Source organism: Noviherbaspirillum sp. (assembly GCF_036563305.1).
Lineage (GTDB): Bacteria > Pseudomonadota > Gammaproteobacteria > Burkholderiales > Burkholderiaceae_D > Noviherbaspirillum.
The window spans coordinates 521728-537780 of record NZ_DATCMQ010000014.1 but is presented as its reverse complement, the minus strand read 5'-3'; the positions used below and the strand labels follow the sequence as shown (position 1 = coordinate 537780).

The following is a 16053-nucleotide window of genomic DNA, read 5'->3' as shown; positions in this document are numbered from 1 at the left end:
CGTCTCGGCGATCCGCTCGGGCGCGGTGCTGCTGTTCACCTTCATCGGCGGCGTCGGCTTCTTCTTCGGGCCGATGATCGGCTCCATCATCGGCGTGTTCCTGACGGTGATGCTGTCGGATTTCACCAAGGCCTGGCAGCTTTACCTGGGCATCTTCTTCATCATCATCGTGATGTATGCGCCCGGCGGCATTGCGAGCATCATCATGATGAACGCACGCGTTGCACAATTCGGAAAGTTCCGCCGGCTGCTGCCGCACCTGGCCGGCGTGTCCGCCGCCGCGCTCGCCGGCTTTGCCGGGGCGGTCATGGCCATCGAGATGCTCTACCACCTGACGCTGGAATCGGCCAACGGCACCGTCATGCGGCTGTTCGGCGTCACGGTCGATACGGTTGCTGCAACCCCGTGGACAGTGGCGCTGGTCATGCTGACCGTGGCGGGAATCGTGTTTAGCAGGACGCGGCACGGGTTTGCGCAGGTGTGGGGCGAAGTGAATGCAGAGATTGAAGAGCAGATTCGAAAGGGGGCGGCATGAACGCGTTTGCACTCGAACTCCGGGATGTACGCAAGAACTTCGGCAAGTCCGAGATCATCCGCGGGGCGAATCTCGCGGTGTCGCGCGGCGAGCGGCTGGCGATCATTGGCCCGAACGGCGCCGGCAAGTCGACGATGTTCAACCTGATCTCGGGCCGCTTTCCGTTCAGTTCCGGGGACATCCTGCTGAACGGAAGAAGCATCACCGGGCTGCGACCCTTCGAGATCAACCGGAGCGGCCTCTCGCGCAGCTTCCAGATCACCAACATCTTCCACAGGCTGTCGGTGTACGAGAACCTGCGTTGCGCGGTGCTCTGGTCGCTCGGCTACAAGTACTCGTTCTGGCACCGGCTCAATGGATTGAAGGACGCGCACGAGCAGGCTGAATTGGTGCTGGAACTGATCGGGCTGCAACGGCGCCGCGACACCCAGGCCAGCCTGCTGACGTACGCCGAGCAGCGCGCCCTGGAAATCGGCATCACCATCGCCGGCGGCTGCGACGTGATCCTGCTGGACGAGCCCACCGCCGGCATGAGCCGCTCCGAGTCGGATGCGGCGGTGGAGCTGATCCGCAAGGTCACGGTGGGCAAGACCCTGCTGATGGTCGAACACGACATGAGCGTGGTGTTCGGCCTTGCGGACAGGATTGCCGTCGTGGTCTACGGCGAGGTGATCGCCTGCGACACCCCGACTAACATTCGCAGCAACAAGAAGGTGCAGGACGCCTACCTCGGCGGACACGCACCGGTGGAGGCGGCCTAGCATGACACCCATACTCGAGATCAAGGGCCTGAACGCGTTCTACGGCAAGAGCCACGTGCTGCACGGCGTGGACATGTACGTGGGCGAGGGGGAGATCGTCAGCCTGCTGGGGCGCAACGGCGTCGGCCGCTCCACCACGGTCAAGGCCACCATGGGCCAGGTCGACGTGCAGGGGTCGATCCGCTTCAAGGGGCAGGAGATCACGGGCCTGAAGGCCTTCGAGATCGCGCACCGCGGCCTCGGCTACGTGCCGGAGAACCGCGACGTGTTCCCGACCCTCACCGTCGAGCAGAACCTCGTGCTGGGCGAGAAAAAGGGCAAGAAGTCACGCTGGCGCATCGATGACATGTACCGGATGTTTCCGCGCCTGAAGGAACGCCAGCATACGGCGGCCGGCGTGCTGTCCGGCGGCGAGCAGCAGATGCTGACCTTGTGCCGTACCCTGATGGGCGACCCCGACCTGGTCATGATCGACGAGCCGACCGAAGGCTTGGCGCCGAAGATCGTGGAACTGGTCGGTGAATACCTGTTGGAACTGAAGAACCGCGGCATCTCGGTGTTGCTGGTCGAGCAGAAACTCGCGATCGCCATGGAAATTTCGCAGCGCGTGTACGTGATGGGGCACGGCGCGGTGGTATTTGAAGGCACGCCCGACGATTTGCGGAATAATGCTGCTGTGCGCAAGGAGTGGTTGGAAGTGTAGGACCGCATCCCGGCAAGCACCCGGTCCGCCGGACCGGGAGAACGCAGGTTTTTCGTGATACGGAACAAGGAATTGTGGAATGGACAACAAGAGGGAAGTGATGGTCGTCGGCGCAGCGCGCACGGCGATCGGTACGTTTGGCGGCACGCTCAAGGATTTGCCGGCCTCTGAGCTGGCGACGCTCGCCGTCAGGGAGGCGTTCCGCCGTGCGAACGTCGATCCGGCAGCCGCGCAGCAGATCGTCCTGGGCAACGTGATCCAGTGCGAGCCGCGCGACATGTACGTGTCGCGGGTTGCCGGGATCAACGCGGGCATGCCGAAGGAATCGGCGGCGCTGACGCTCAACCGGCTGTGCGGCTCCGGCCTGCAGGCGATCGTGTCGGCGGCGAACGCCATCCAGCTGGGAGACGGCGAGATCGCGGTCGGCGGCGGGGTGGAAACGATGAGCCGCGCGCCTTACGTGATGCAGAGCGCGCGCTGGGGCACGCGCATGGGCGACGCCAGCATGCTCGACATGCTGCTGGGCGCGCTGCAGGACCCGTTCGGCGCCGGCCACATGGGGATCACCGCGGAGAATGTCGCCGCGCTGTACAAGATCTCGCGCGAAGAACAGGATGCCTTTGCCGCGGAAAGCCAGCGCAAGGCCCTGGCGGCGATCGAGGCCGGCTATTTCAAGGAGCAGATCGTTCCGGTGGAGATCAAGGGACGCAAGGGCACGACCCTGTTCGACACGGATGAGCACCCGAAGGCCGGCACCACCGCCGAAGCGCTGGCGAAGCTGAAACCCGCCTTCCGGAAGGAAGACGGCACGGTCACCGCAGGCAATGCCTCCGGCCTGAACGATGGCGCCGCTGCCGTGGTCCTGATGGAAGCGGGCGCCGCCTCGCGCGCCGGTCTTGCGCCGCTCGCACGGCTGGTGTCGTATGCGGTGGCAGGCGTCGATCCCTCGCTGATGGGCACGGGTCCGATCCCCGCCGTGAAGCTGGCGCTGCAGCGTGCCGGGCTGCGCCTCGCGGACATGGACGTGATCGAATCCAACGAGGCCTTCGCCGCCCAGTCGCTGGGCGTCTGCCGCGGGCTGGACCTGGACCCGCCAGGACCAATCCCAACGGCGGCGCGATCGCGCTCGGCCATCCACTCGGCGCCAGCGGCGCCATCATCACGGTGAAATGCCTGTATGAGCTGCAGCGTACGCAGAAGCGATTCGGACTCGTGACGATGTGTATCGGCGGCGGGCAGGGCATCGCCGCCGTCTTCGAGCGCGTGTAGCCGGCAGGGACCGTCCGCCGGCCGGCTTGCTTGCAGCGTGCAGGCAGCCGGCTGGCCACCCCGGTACGGTTCCGCATCGGTGTCGGATCGCGCTGGCGGTGTCATCCGGCGCAAGGTCTCGAGGGGTGACTTGACGCAGCCTCTTCGCCGATGCGAACCGGGCAGCGTCATCAGGCTATACAGCGGAGAACGTCATGCAGCCCAGAATTTCGGTCCTTACCCTTGGCGTGGACAATCTTGACCGCGCGGTGGCGTTTTACCGCGATGGCCTTGGTCTGGCGACAGCGGGCATCGTCGGCGCCGAATACGAGAATGGCGCTGTCGCCTTTTTCGATCTTCATGGCGGCATCAAGCTCGCCTTGTGGCCCCGGAAGAGCATGGCCGCGGACACAGGACTTCCTCTGCAGGACGGCTGCCGATCCGGCCTGACCATTGGTCATAACGTGCGGTCCAGGGATGAGGTCCGCGCCGTCATGGAACAGGCGAGAAAGGCAGGCGCGCATATCGTCAAGCCTGCGGCGGATACCTTCTATGGCGGCTACGCCGGGTATTTCATGGACCCCGATGGACATCTCTGGGAGGTGGTGTTCAATCCGGAGATGCTTCCCGCCGAGTAGCGTAAGGGGCTGTTTCGGTGAGGGCAGCCCAGCTTCTGCCGTGCGCCTCCTGGCCTTCCGTTCGGCAGCGGTCGGCTGGAAGCCGACGCAGCCGTGCCGGCAGGGCTACGCACAATCTTCTCCTCCAGTCACCTGATCCCCGCTGCCGCGTTGTTGCAGAAGACGCGGTACGCTCCCGCCACCCTGAATCCACGCCCTAAGATTGCAACTATGTTGCAAATATTCCGAACTTGCATTAGCATAAATATGCAACTTAGTTGCAGATAGCGCCCTCGCCGCCGCCATGGGCTTGCCACGTCTACCCACTTCGCCCTGAAGCCATGCAAATACAAGAAAAATGGCGTGCGCTGCACGTCCTCGCGGCCCTCCTTGCGTCCTCAAGTCCTTTGGCTCACGCCCAGTCGCAGGGAGGCCCGTCGTCGCGGCACGCCGAACAGGAAACGGTCCTGCCCACCGTCGAGGTTGTCGGCGCAGGCGCCGGAAGCAGCTACTATCGCAACGAAGCGTCCGGCGCCAAGTCCGAGCTGCCGCTGCGCGAACTGCCGCAATCGGTACGGATCCTTGGCCAGCAGAGCATGCAGGATCTCGGCGCGTCCCGCCTTGATGAAACCTTCGCCTATGTCGGCGGGATCTCCGCGCAAAACAATTTTGGCGGCCTGTGGGACAACGTCGCCATCCGTGGCTTGAGCGGCGACCCCAACTTCGGCATGCCGATGCTGCTCAACGGCTTCACTGCCAACCGCGGCTACAACGCCCCGCGGGACACCGCGAACGTGGAACGCATTGAATTCCTGAAGGGGCCGTCCGCGGCCCTCTATGGCGCGAGCGAGCCCGGCGGCACAGTCAACATCGTCACCAAGAAGCCCCTTTGGAAAGCGGCGCACTCGGTCGAGGCCCATGCCGGCAGCCACGACTTCTATCGCACCGCGCTGGATAGCGGCGGACCGCTTGGTGAAAGCGTCGCCTATCGCCTCAACCTGGCCGTGGAAGATCGTGGCAGCTTCCGCGATCACATCGATGCGCGGCGTACCGTTTTCGCGCCGGCGCTCACCTGGAAACTGGCGCCGGCCACCAGGCTCGACTACACCGCCGAACTGCTAAGGCACCGCACGCCGCTGGATCGCGGTGTCGCCGCGGTCGGGGGTCGCCTCGGCGCCGTGCCGCGCGTGCGCTTTCTCGGGGAACCGGCCGACGGCGATGTGCGCGTCGAGAACCAGACGCATCAGTTGGTTCTCGAGCATGCGTTGTCCGCTGCCTGGCTGGGACGCGTCGGCATCTCATACAAGCGCGGAACCTTCGCCGGTTTTTCGACCGAGCCGCAGCCCGCCCTGCAACCGGACCAGAGGACATTGCGGCGTCAGCGGCGCTACCGTGACTACGCATCGGATGACGTCAGCCTGCAGGCGGAACTGATGGGCCGCGTCAACGCGGCCGGGCTCGACCACGAACTGCTCGCGGGGCTTGAAACCTGGCGTCTCGATCTCAGGCAAAGGATGTTGCGGGCAAGTCCGACGGCCGCCGCGCCCTACGCGATCGACATCTTCAATCCGGTCTACGGGCAGGCACAGCCGGCGCTGCTTCCCAATACGCACACCGCCGAGGACCAGGACAACCTCGCGTTCTACCTGCAGGACACCGTTCATCTCGGCGAGAAATGGCGCCTGCTTGGCGGACTTCGTCTTGACCGGAACACGCAGTCCGTACACAACCTGAGGACGGGCGCGCGCACCCGCCAAAGCCCGAACGCCGCGTCGCCGCGGATCGGCGTCAGCTACCTCGCCGATGCGCACTGGACCCTATTTGCGAATGCCGGCAGATCCTTCCGCCCCAACAGCGGGACCGGGGTGGCCGGCGCCGCGTTCGACCCCGAGTCGGGTACCGCCCTGGAGGTGGGTGCAAAGTGGGAGAACGCGGCACGCGATCTTGGCGCCACCCTGGCGGTGTTCAGCATCGCCAAGCGCAACGTGCTCACGTCCGACCCCTTGAATGCCGGCTTCTCCATTGCGACGGGCGAAGTCCGCAGCCGGGGACTCGACCTCGACCTGTCCGGGCAACTCTCGTCGCACTGGCGTATCAATGCCAGCCTGGCCTATATCGATGCCGAAGTGCGACGCGACAATCTGCTTGAGGTCGGCGGCCGCCTGCTCAATGTGCCCAGGCTGAGCGGCAGCCTGCTGCTGATGTACGAGGACGCCCTGATGAACGGTATGCGTTACGGCCTCGGCGGCGGCCTCGCATACAGCGGGCGCCGTCTTGGCGAGGCGCGTACCCAGGCTCAAGCCGACGGCGGCGAGGCAGCATTTGCACTGCCGTCATACACCACCGTCCGGGCCAGCGCCTATTGGCGTATCAGCCCGGCGCTGCGCCTTTCCCTCGATATCGACAATCTGTTCGACAAGACATGGTATGCCAGCTCCTACCAGCGCACCTGGGTCACGCCGGGCGCGCCGCGCACCGTCGTGCTTGGCGTGCAAGCGAAGTTCTAATCGGCCACGAGGGGAGAGAAATATGATCAAGCATGATGGCGCGGCCCTGGAAGCCCGCGATCTTCGCGCCGGGTACGGCGAGCGCCCCGTGTTGCGCGACCTGCACTTGCGGGTGCAAGCAGGCGAGATTTATGCGCTCCTCGGCGGCAACGGCGCCGGGAAGTCGACGACGATGAATGCCTTCCTCGGCATGCTGCCGCCCCGCTCGGGAAGCGTCCGGGTATGCGGTATCGACGTTGCCGCCGATCCGCGTGCTGCGCGGTTGAAGCTGGCCTATGTGCCGGAAAACGTCGTGCTCTACGAGCACCTGAGCGCACAGGAGAATCTGCGTTACTTCCTTGGGCTCATCGATCCTCGGAGCGCCGACCGGGCAACTATCGAACGGGCCTTGACAGCAGCGGGCCTGGATCCCGCCTCCTGGGGCAGGCGTCTGGCCGGATATTCGAAAGGCATGCGCCAGAAGGTCGCGATCGCCCTGGCGCTGGCGCGCTCGGTTCCGGTGCTGTTGCTCGACGAGCCGAACACCGGACTCGATCCGCGCGCCACCGGTGACCTGAACCGCCTGCTGCTCAACCTGAGAGGCGAGGGCAAGGCGGTCTTCATGGTGACGCACGATCTCTTGAGCGCCGCGCAGGTCGCCGACCGCATCGGCTTTCTGTCCGAAGGCAGGATCGTGGAAGAACTGGCCGCAGCCGGACCCGGCAGGTTCGACATCGACGGCCTCTACCGCCGGTATGCGGGATGGAGCACACAGCAATGAACGTTTCCTTCCTGTCCAGCGTGGCACGCATTGCCGGCGAAGAGCTTCGCGCCATGTGGCGCAACCGGGTCACGCTGGTTGCACTCATGCTGGGACTGCTGCTGGCCCTGACGGCATCCGTGGTCGGCTACGAGCACCGCCGCACCGTGGAAGCCGACCGGGAACGCTACCAGGCGGCGGCCGACCAGCAATGGCAGGCGCAGCCTGACCGGCATCCGCACCGGGTCGTTCACTACGGGCATTATGTATTCCGGCCGCTGACGCCGCTCGCATTCTTCGACACGGGTGTCGACGCCTACACCGGGCACATGCTCTATCTGGAAGGACACCGGCAGAATACGGCGAACTTCAGTGACGCCCGTCAGTCGTCGGTACTACTCAGGCTCGGCCTTCCGACGCCCGCATTCGTGCTACAGACCTTGCTGCCGCTGTTGATCGCCTTCCTCGCATTCGGCTGCATCACCCGCGAACGCGAGCGGGGCAGCTTGCGCCTGCTGCTTGTCCAGGGCGTTTCTCCTGCGCGCATCCTTTGCGGCAAACTTGCCGGACACGGGGCGCTCGCCATTATTCTTGCATCGCCGGCGCTGCTGGCACTGGCCGCCATAGCCGTGCTCGATCCCGCAAGCCGCATCGAGGCGCTCCTGATGATCGTCGGCTACGCCCTCTACCTGTTGCTGTGGGCGGCGCTGGCAGTAGGTGTCTCGGGCGTGGTGCCCAGGGCGAGAGATGCGCTGCTGGCGCTGCTCGGTCTCTGGGCAGCGCTCGTCATCGTGCTGCCGCGCATATTGCCCGACTTCGCCGCGGCCCGCATCGAACTGCCCACCCGCATTGAAACCGATGTCGCCGTCCACAAGGCGCTCGCGCAGATCGGCGACAGCCACAATCCCGACGATCCCTACTTCCGGGAGTTCCGCCAGAAGGTACTGGCGCAGTACGGCGTGCAGGCGGTGGAGGATCTGCCGGTGAACTATGGTGGCCTGCTGCTCAAGGAGGGGGAGCGGCTGACGAGCGAACTGTTTGACCAGCACATGCAGGACATTTTCCGGCGGCAGCAAGCGCAAAGCGGTTTTGTCGATGCCTTCGGCCTCGTCAGCCCGGTGATTGCGCTGCGTCGCCTGTCGATGTCCCTTGCCGGGACGGACCGGCAGACACACGAGCGGTTTCTCGGCGATGCCGAGAAGTACCGGTACAACCTGATCCAGGCGCTGAACGACCTCCATGCCCGCCATGTACGGCTCCACAACGACCGCGACCAGCGCATCAGCCACACGTACTGGCAATCGCTGCCCCGGTTTTCCTTCACTCCGCCGGACCGGGACGAGGTGATGCGCCGCCATGCCCTGCCGGCGTTGTCGGCGATCCTGCTGTGGCTGATCCTGCTGGTGCCGGTTCTGCCCATCGTCGCCTGGCGGCTGGGGAGACTGCACAAATGAGAAGACTGATGCTTGAGTGGCGCCTGGTCGCGCACTCCCGGCTTACGACACTCGCGATCGTGGCGCTGTTCGTCCTGTCGACCCTGTCGGTCTGGAGCGGCATGCGGGCGATGGAAGCGCAGCATGCAGCCCTCGCCCGGGTCATGGCTGTCCACCAGGAGGACCTGGGAGCAGTCAAGGCACGCTATGCAAATGACGGCGACGCCGGATACTTCGCGTACTATGCCTTCCACCTCACCTCGGATCCCCCCCCTCCGCTGTCCTTCCTGGCCTGGGGCCAGCGTGACCTGCTGCCGGCGGCTGTCCGCGTGCGGCTGCTTGGCCTGCATTCCCAGCTCTACGAGTCCGAAACCGTGAACCCGGAACTTGCCCTTCCGGGGAAGTTCGACTTCGCCTTTGTTCTGGTGTACCTGGCGCCACTGTTCATCATCGTCCTCATGCATGACTGGGTCACCGCAGAAAGGGAGAGCGGGCGCCTGCGTCTCATGACGTCGCTGCCCGTGCAGCCCGGCCGCCCATGGATAATGCGGGCGTGGCTGCGATACTGCCTGGTGCTGATCCCGCTGATGTTGCCGCCGCTGGTCGGCATCGCGCTGGCGAGGAGCGGCTGGCAGGCGGCTGGCGGAGTGGTTCTGATCGCTGCGCTGTATGTCGGTTTCTGGGCGGCCTTGTCGATGCTGATCGGTGCCCGCGCCAGGTCCTCGGTGGCCTCCGCCACGACAGCACTGGCGTGTTTCGTGTGTCTCACGCTCCTGCTGCCTGCGCTGGCCAATGCTGCCATCACCCGGCTCGTCCCAGCGGGCAAGGGGGTGGAACTTGCAATGGCGCAACGGCAGGAAGTACATCAGGGCTGGGATGCGCCGAAGGCGGCGACATTTGCGAAGTTCTTCCGCTCGCATCCGGAATGGCGCGATACGACACCCGTGACCGGCCGCTTCCATTGGAAGTGGTACTACGCGATGCACCAGGCTGGTGACGAGGCGGTTGAACCGCTCGTGCATGCGTATGCGGAGAGTCTGCGCATGCGCGAGCGGTGGACGGGCCTGGCAGGATGGCTGCTTCCCGCCGCGGCCGCGCAGGTGGGATTGCACCGCATGGCGGACACGGACCTGCATGCGCAGCTTGCGTACCAGGAGAGTATCCGTCAATTTCACGGCCGCCTCCGCCACTACTTCTATCCCTACTTCTTCAATGAACGACGGTTCGGGGAGGCGGACTTCAGGCAACTGCCCGCTTACGAACGTCGTCCGTCCGGCGGCACGCCGCATGCGCAGGCATTGTTTGCCTTGGCGCTGGCGCTTGTGCTTTCCCTGGCGGCGGCGGCCGGGGCAATACGTGCACTGGGTGGAAACCCGGAGCGGCCGGCTGGCCGAGGATGCAAGCGCAGCGCCCGGTCACCTCGTTTCAGACAAAACCTATCCAGCGGCCGGCGAAGAGGATAGAGAGCCAAAGGACGGCGGATGCGGCGACCAGGATACGCACTCGCGCCGATGGCCGGCCGCTGCGCAGGGCGGCGTCGAAGCCCTCGCCGCGATGCTGGAGTGCGATGTTGCAGGCTGCCAGCAGAAGCAGCGCGGCCTTGAAGAGGAAAGCCCGGTTCCCTGCGTACTCCATCGGCTTTACCGAAAACAGCCAAAGCCCTGTCGTCACCGCGAGCGCGGCGCCCGTTGCCGCAGCACGTACAAGAAAGGGTCCAAGGACCGGCAGATCCCGTGCGTGCCTTGCACGCAATAGAAGCAAATCGAGCGGCAGGATCGCGCCAAGGAGTAGCCCGATGCCAAGGATGTGGGCTGCATTGACAACGAGATAGGCAATCCAGTATTCCTGCAAGAAGACCGCGCCGGACCAGCCGGCAATTGCTTGCAAAAATCCTGTCATCAGCGCGCCGTCATTCCTTGATCCGCTCCGGATACATGTCGTACTGCTTGCCGCCGACCGTGATGCGCACGGCTTTGATATGCGCCTTGTTCGGCTCCTTGGTGCGGTTGCCCAGTACCGTAATGTCATCGCCCGCTTTGGCAGTGTCGCCAGTGAAGCCGGAACGCTGCGTCTGGTTCGGATTTCCCAGATCGACTTGCCACAAACGACCATCCTGCGCCTTCACGCGCAGTACCGGATGCGGCGGCGCCATCGAAATCTCGGTGATGGTGCCCTTCAACTCGGACTGCTCTTCTTCCGCCCATGCCCACCCATGATGCGCGGCGGCCTGCACGGAAAATAGCGCCAAAGCCGCGGCAAAAAGCATGAAGGCCATGCGATGCACGACATTGCGGGTTGTGGAGGAGACTGCCCGGGTGACGACGCGACTTTCGCTTGGTACCGACATGATAGTGCTCCTTTGAGAGAGTAAAAAAGCATGGACGTCCGCCGCATTGGACCGGGTTCCATATTGCAACAGTACAAGAACCGCCAGTGCTTACGGTCGCAAAACCGCAGTGTAGCAGCCTTCTCCGAACGTCCGGTTCGGGGTGTCCCTCTGCGCCTGGTATGACATGCGTATCCCGGCTATCACTTTACGGCCCGGCGCGAGAATTGCAGGAACCAGTTGCACGAAATGCGGCTCACGGTCGTCGTTTTGCTCGCTGCCTGTGATCTTTCTTTATCTGCGTGTCACAAAACTACGCGGCCAAACGTCTATTGATCGCGGACGGCGCATTGCGCGCCAAAGTACATTACTGGAAGGTCTTCATGGCACGTGCTGCTAGCATTTCTCTTGCCAAGCAGGTGCGTCGATTTGCACTGGCGCGACCCGATCCGCCAGGTTTTAAAGAGCTGATTGAGACAAGCACCACAAGGCAAATCAAGATGAAAGCACAAAGCAGCACCAGCCCCGATCGCGTGTTTTCCGAACTGCGCAAGCGCTTGTTCACAACGGCCTACGCGATGCTTGGATCGCGCGCCGATGCCGAGGACGTTGTGCAGGACGCGTGGCTGCGCTGGCAAGTCGCCGATCATGCGAATCTGCGGTCGGCAGAAGCATGGCTGGTCACCGTCACCACCCGGCTGGCGCTTGACCGGCTGCGCGAACGCAAGGCAGAAAGGGAAAGTTATCCAGGATGGTGGCTGCCGGAACCGTTGGTGGAAGTGGACGAGAATACGCCCGAGACGGCAGCGGAGCTGGCCAGCGACGTATCACTTGCCCTGCTGTGGATGCTCGAGCGGCTGAGCGGTGAAGAACGCGCCGCCTTCCTTCTGCGGCAGGCCTTCGACCAGGATTATGCTGACATCGCCGTATTGCTGAGCAAGAGCGAAGCGAATTGCCGACAGCTTGTACATCGCGCAAAGGAAAAGATGCGTGATGACCGGCCGCGTTTCCAGCCGACGCCTGAAGCACACCGGAAGCTACTCGGCGCCTTCATGCAGGCCGCAGGCCGCGGTGACCGGCAGGCAATGAAAGCGCTGCTTTCGCCGGATGTTGCTTTCATTAGCGACGGCGGTGGTAAGGCGGAGTCCTTTCATCGGATCCTGCGCGGTGCAGGGCGTATTGCCGGCATATTCTGGCGGATTGAGAACTTGTATTCCGGATGTGTGCAATACCGAATGGCCCGGATCAATGGCGAACCCGGCCTGCTACGCTATGTCAATGGCACGATTGAGTCGGCACAGTCCTTCCTCATCGAGGACGGTCGGATCGCAACCGTTTTCATCGTCCGAAATCCAGACAAGCTCACCGGCGCGCCTCGGCACTTTTCACCATGACCTCGTCGTTATGCACCAGGGCATATACACATCGGAGGTTCTGACTGTTGGCTAGTCACCGTGGCTGCCACGCGTGCCACTTGGCCCAAAACAAGCGGTTCAAAGACGTCTCGATCGGCTTCTGTCACGACGCGCGGGGGTCATCCGTCTTAGATGGGATAGGCCAATTTCCTGGCCGTCAAGGACCCCCATCTTGAAAGGATTGAATGTCATGAATCGCGCGAATTGGTTCGCTGTCTCCCCTGAGGGCGCAAAGGCAATCGGCGCCCTGCATCACTACGTCGCTAACGAAACGAACCTGCCCAGCACTCTCGTCCATCTTGTCTTCCTGCGTGTATCACAGATCAACGGGTGCGCTCACTGCATCGACATCCACACCCGCGACCTGATCAAAGAGGGCGTTTCGGTCGACAAGGCTGTGCTGGTCACGGTCTGGCACGAAGCCGAGTATCTTTTCACCGAGCACGAGCGTGCCGCACTGGCATGGTCGGAGGAAGTCACGCGCGTGAGCGAAACGCATGCATCGGACGACGCTTACGCAGCCGCGCTGGCTGTGTTCGGCGAGAAGGACTTGGTAGACTTGACCTTGACCATCGCGGCCATGAACGCGATCAACCGGCTCGGTGTCAGCTTCCGCCTGAAGCCTCGTGCAAGGAGCTGAATACCCGTGTGAAGCTTGTACCAATGCTGGCCATGGGTCGGGTTCCGCCGATCAGCGACTGGGCACTGGCCGCAATGGAACCGCAAGTCGCTGGGGGATGACTTGAAGAACCTGGTAGCCACGCGAGTTTGCACGCGGAACGGCGCCGCAACTTCTGCTCGACGTGTGATGCAATTTACGTTGCGGGGAGCCGTCTCGAATAAGCCCGTGGCGGCGGTTCCAAGCAAGAAGCGCGTCGGCAATCGCATCGCCCTGGATTGGATAGAGCATGTGGATGGACGAGAGATCATTCACCGCTCCGGGCCTGGGGTAGGTTTCTGGTGCAATCTGGCGACCCGGCTACTCCTATTCCTGCCTATTGAATGGCTTCTGTAGGAGGCGTCGTGAAACAAATGAGTGAACAGACCGCGCGCCTGAGAGCACTTTAAGGGTCTGGAGCGTCGGAGTGAACCGCGACCGGAATAGCTACGACGGACCCGCGATTCTGACGACCGCGGAGCCGCCGCGGCTATTGCAGTTTCAGGTGTGGCCGCATTTGGTTTGCTGACCGGTCCGGTGCCTGGCGGCCTAGCCATTGATATACTCGCCGGATTCATCCAATTGCGCGTGCCCCGGCATCGAGTCCATGCTACCTCCGCCCCCTCAATCCTCGGATCGTCTCGACACGAGGCCCTCCGGCACGGAATTTCGTTTCCAGGCCCTTTTTGAACAGGCACCGGTCAGCATGCAGCTGCTTGCGGCAGACGGCAGGACGCTGCAGGTCAACAAGGCGTGGCAGGCGCTATGGGAAATATCGGATGAATCGCCGTTGAAAGCCTATGTTTTGGGCAGTGACTATAACGTTCTCACTGATCCCCAACTGCGGGCAAAAGGCATCACGCCCTATCTCGACCGCGCCTTTGCAGGCGAGTCGGTGAAGATACCTGCGATTCATTACGATCCCGCAGAGCTGGGAAGGCCCGGTCGTCCCCGATGGGTCACCGCAAAGGCGCATCCAATGAAGGACACCCACGGATGCGTGCTGGAAGTCATGCTGATGCATGAGGACATCACCGACCGCATGGAAGCTGACCAGCTGCTGCGCCATAGCGAGGAGCGATTCCGGTCATTGGTGAGCGCTACGAGCCAGATGGTGTGGACGACGGACGCACAGGGCTTAGTCGTAGAGGATTCGGCGTCATGGCGAGCGTTCACGGGGCAAAGTTATGACGAATGGAAGGGGACGGGATGGACCGAGGCCATCCATCCCGATGACCGCGAACATGCCGCGCGCAGCTGGATGAAGAGCGTGGAGCAACGAACGATGCTGGAGACCGAATTTCGGGTCCGGCATGTCGGTGGCGGCTACAGATGGACGTCGGTGCGAGCGGTCCCGGTGTTGGACGACGATGGTCTTGTGCGGGAATGGATCGGGTCTAATACCGATATTCATGAAGTCAAACTTGCTGAAGGCGAACTGGAAAAGCGCCTGGCTGAAGAGACGCGCAATGCTTTATTGCTGCAGAAGGTGGCAAAGGCGTCGCAGACCCTGCATTCGGCACTCGCCGCCGGCGATATCGCCAGAATTCAGGTTGATGAGGTGCGAGACATACTCGAGGTACACCAGGCCGTGGTGTCCTTGACCGAGGGGGAGAACTGGGCGCAGGCCATCAACGCGGTTTCTCTGTCGGAAAAGTACGCCGAGTTCCGCGCTTACGATGTGAAGACCGACGGCTCGGGCATTTACGCCACGGTATGCGGGACCAACAAGCCAATGCGCCTCACCCAGGCCGAACTTGAGCGACATCCCGGGTGGAAAGGTTTCGGGAAGCATGGCGGCGCGCACCCGCCCATGCGCGGCTGGCTTGCCGTTCCCTTGATAGGACATGATGGAAAAAATCTGGGACTCATCCAGGTGTCCGACAGATATGAGGCGGATTTCACTGAACAGGACGAGGCCATCCTGACCCAGCTCGCGTCGATAGCCGCCACCGGCTTCGAGAACGCCAGGCTATATGTCTCGCTCAAGGAGCAGGACCGTCGCAAGGATGAGTTCCTGGCCATGCTCGCGCATGAGTTGAGAAACCCGCTCGCGCCGATTGGCGCGGCAGCGGAACTACTGAAGTTTGCCAACCTCGATCGCGAGCGGATGCGGCAGACCAGCGAGGTGATCGGTCGTCAGGTAGAGCACATGACGGGGCTGGTCAATGACCTGCTCGATGTTTCCCGTGTGACCAGAGGCCTGATCACCCTGGAGAAGGAGCTGGTCAACTTCAGCCACATCGTGACCGACGCGCTGGAACAGGTCGGGCCGCTGGTCCGGTCCCGCCGCCATCAGCTTACCCTACAGCTTTCGTCCGAAGCGGTGACAGTGTATGGCGACAGCAAGCGCCTGGTACAGGTGATCACCAATATCCTTGCCAACGCAGCCAAGTACACGCCGGAAGGCGGCACGATCCTTTTGCAGACGCAGGCGCGACTGGATCAGGTCATCCTGCGCGTCGTCGACAATGGCATCGGCATGACGCCCGAGCTGACGCGCCACGCCTTCGATCTGTTCACCCAGGGGGCTCGGTCTTCCGACCGCTCCTCGGGCGGTCTGGGACTGGGCCTGGCCCTGGTCAAGAGTCTTGTGGAGCTGCACGACGGTACCGTGACCTGTTTCAGCGACGGCATGGGGAAGGGCAGCACATTTACAGTGATCCTCCCGAGACAGGTCGAGCGCAACAGGATCTCGGGACCCGGGGAAAACGACAGGCATTTCCGAAAAGCCGACAAAACCCTCAAGGTGATGGTAGTGGATGACAATGCGGACGCGGCCAATATGCTCGCCATGTTCCTCGAAGCCTTGGGGCATGAAGTGCTGGTCGAGCATAAAGCCGTGCAGGCGCTCCAGAGGGCGCGAGCGGAGCTGCCGCAGGTGTGCATCCTTGACATCGGGCTGCCCGACATCGACGGCACCGAGCTTGCGCGTCAGCTTCGGTCCGATCCTGCCACCGGCAATATGGTCCTGATCGCCGTCACGGGATATGGCCAGGAACAGGATCGCGAAAAATCCAGGGCAGCGGGATTCGACCATCATCTGGTGAAACCGGTGGACATGAGCAAACTCATGAATCTGCTGGATTGAGTCCAGTCACCGAAAGCAGG

Annotated in this window: 12 protein-coding genes and 2 pseudogenes; 12 read left to right on the top strand and 2 right to left on the bottom strand. The window is 63.0% G+C overall.

Translation table 11 applies throughout. The annotated features are described in order from the left end of the window. From VIM12_RS15280 to VIM12_RS15240, 9 genes and pseudogenes are all read left to right on the top strand, one after another. Positions 1–535 (top strand): annotated as a pseudogene (locus tag VIM12_RS15280) (branched-chain amino acid ABC transporter permease); the annotation flags it as partial. After that, on the top strand, positions 532–1296 hold the full coding sequence (locus tag VIM12_RS15275) for an ABC transporter ATP-binding protein (RefSeq protein WP_331942511.1): 765 nt from the start codon (positions 532–534) through the stop codon (positions 1294–1296). The pseudogene VIM12_RS15280 and the gene VIM12_RS15275, both read left to right, overlap by 4 nt. 1 nt (position 1297) lies before the next feature. Further along, on the top strand, positions 1298–1999 hold the full coding sequence (locus VIM12_RS15270) for an ABC transporter ATP-binding protein (RefSeq protein WP_331942510.1): 702 nt from the start codon (positions 1298–1300) through the stop codon (positions 1997–1999). A 79-nt stretch (positions 2000–2078) separates the two neighbouring features. Next, a pseudogene (locus tag VIM12_RS15265) lies at positions 2079–3268 on the top strand (acetyl-CoA C-acyltransferase family protein). Between the two features lie 194 nt (positions 3269–3462). Continuing rightward, on the top strand, positions 3463–3885 hold the full coding sequence (locus tag VIM12_RS15260) for a VOC family protein (protein ID WP_331942509.1): 423 nt from the start codon (positions 3463–3465) through the stop codon (positions 3883–3885). 320 nt (positions 3886–4205) lie between these two features. Next, complete coding sequence (locus tag VIM12_RS15255) at positions 4206–6371, top strand: TonB-dependent siderophore receptor (protein WP_331942508.1); 2166 nt, start codon at positions 4206–4208, stop codon at positions 6369–6371. 22 nt (positions 6372–6393) lie between these two features. Further along, entirely contained in the window at positions 6394–7131 is a 738-nt protein-coding gene (locus VIM12_RS15250; protein ID WP_331942507.1) for an ABC transporter ATP-binding protein, read from the top strand. Continuing rightward, positions 7128–8564, top strand: a complete 1437-nt coding sequence (locus VIM12_RS15245) for an ABC transporter permease (protein WP_331942506.1) — start codon at positions 7128–7130, stop codon at positions 8562–8564. Before VIM12_RS15250 ends, VIM12_RS15245 begins: the two co-directional genes overlap by 4 nt. Then, complete coding sequence (locus tag VIM12_RS15240; protein WP_331942505.1) at positions 8561–10006, top strand: ABC transporter permease; 1446 nt, start codon at positions 8561–8563, stop codon at positions 10004–10006. The genes VIM12_RS15245 and VIM12_RS15240 overlap by 4 nt, the downstream gene beginning before the upstream one ends. Here the strand turns inward: VIM12_RS15240 and VIM12_RS15235 are convergent. Next, positions 9969–10442 (bottom strand): DUF2214 domain-containing protein, encoded by a 474-nt coding sequence (locus VIM12_RS15235; protein ID WP_331942504.1) that lies wholly within the window; start codon positions 10440–10442, stop codon positions 9969–9971. The two genes, VIM12_RS15240 and VIM12_RS15235, sit on opposite strands and share 38 nt — an antisense overlap. Before the next feature lie 10 nt (positions 10443–10452). Next, a complete protein-coding gene (locus VIM12_RS15230) occupies positions 10453–10890 on the bottom strand; it encodes a DUF6152 family protein (RefSeq protein WP_331942503.1) in 438 nt (145 codons plus the stop codon). Between the two features lie 479 nt (positions 10891–11369). Here VIM12_RS15230 and sigJ point away from each other — a divergent pair, with 479 nt between their 5' ends. From sigJ to VIM12_RS15215, 3 genes are all read left to right on the top strand, one after another. Next, positions 11370–12263, top strand: coding sequence for an RNA polymerase sigma factor SigJ (gene sigJ / locus VIM12_RS15225; RefSeq protein WP_331942532.1), 894 nt, complete (start codon positions 11370–11372; stop codon positions 12261–12263). Positions 12264–12474: 211 nt separating this feature from the next. Further along, positions 12475–12924: a carboxymuconolactone decarboxylase family protein gene (locus VIM12_RS15220; protein ID WP_331942502.1), complete on the top strand. Its 450-nt coding sequence runs from the start codon at positions 12475–12477 to the stop codon at positions 12922–12924. 625 nt (positions 12925–13549) lie between these two features. After that, positions 13550–16033, top strand: a complete 2484-nt coding sequence (locus VIM12_RS15215; protein ID WP_331942501.1) for a hybrid sensor histidine kinase/response regulator — start codon at positions 13550–13552, stop codon at positions 16031–16033. The last annotated feature ends 20 nt before the right edge of the window (positions 16034–16053 follow it).

Coding starts and splice junctions, on each gene's coding strand:
- VIM12_RS15275 (WP_331942511.1), top strand. CDS start 532: ATGAACGCGTTTGCACTCGAACTCCGGGATGTACGCAAGAACTTCGGC.
- VIM12_RS15270 (WP_331942510.1), top strand. CDS start 1,298: ATGACACCCATACTCGAGATCAAGGGCCTGAACGCGTTCTACGGCAAG.
- VIM12_RS15240 (WP_331942505.1), top strand. CDS start 8,561: ATGAGAAGACTGATGCTTGAGTGGCGCCTGGTCGCGCACTCCCGGCTT.
- VIM12_RS15235 (WP_331942504.1), bottom strand. CDS start 10,442: ATGACAGGATTTTTGCAAGCAATTGCCGGCTGGTCCGGCGCGGTCTTC.
- VIM12_RS15255 (WP_331942508.1), top strand. CDS start 4,206: ATGCAAATACAAGAAAAATGGCGTGCGCTGCACGTCCTCGCGGCCCTC.
- VIM12_RS15230 (WP_331942503.1), bottom strand. CDS start 10,890: ATGTCGGTACCAAGCGAAAGTCGCGTCGTCACCCGGGCAGTCTCCTCC.
- VIM12_RS15245 (WP_331942506.1), top strand. CDS start 7,128: ATGAACGTTTCCTTCCTGTCCAGCGTGGCACGCATTGCCGGCGAAGAG.
- sigJ (WP_331942532.1), top strand. CDS start 11,370: ATGAAAGCACAAAGCAGCACCAGCCCCGATCGCGTGTTTTCCGAACTG.
- VIM12_RS15250 (WP_331942507.1), top strand. CDS start 6,394: ATGATCAAGCATGATGGCGCGGCCCTGGAAGCCCGCGATCTTCGCGCC.
- VIM12_RS15260 (WP_331942509.1), top strand. CDS start 3,463: ATGCAGCCCAGAATTTCGGTCCTTACCCTTGGCGTGGACAATCTTGAC.
- VIM12_RS15215 (WP_331942501.1), top strand. CDS start 13,550: ATGCTACCTCCGCCCCCTCAATCCTCGGATCGTCTCGACACGAGGCCC.
- VIM12_RS15220 (WP_331942502.1), top strand. CDS start 12,475: ATGAATCGCGCGAATTGGTTCGCTGTCTCCCCTGAGGGCGCAAAGGCA.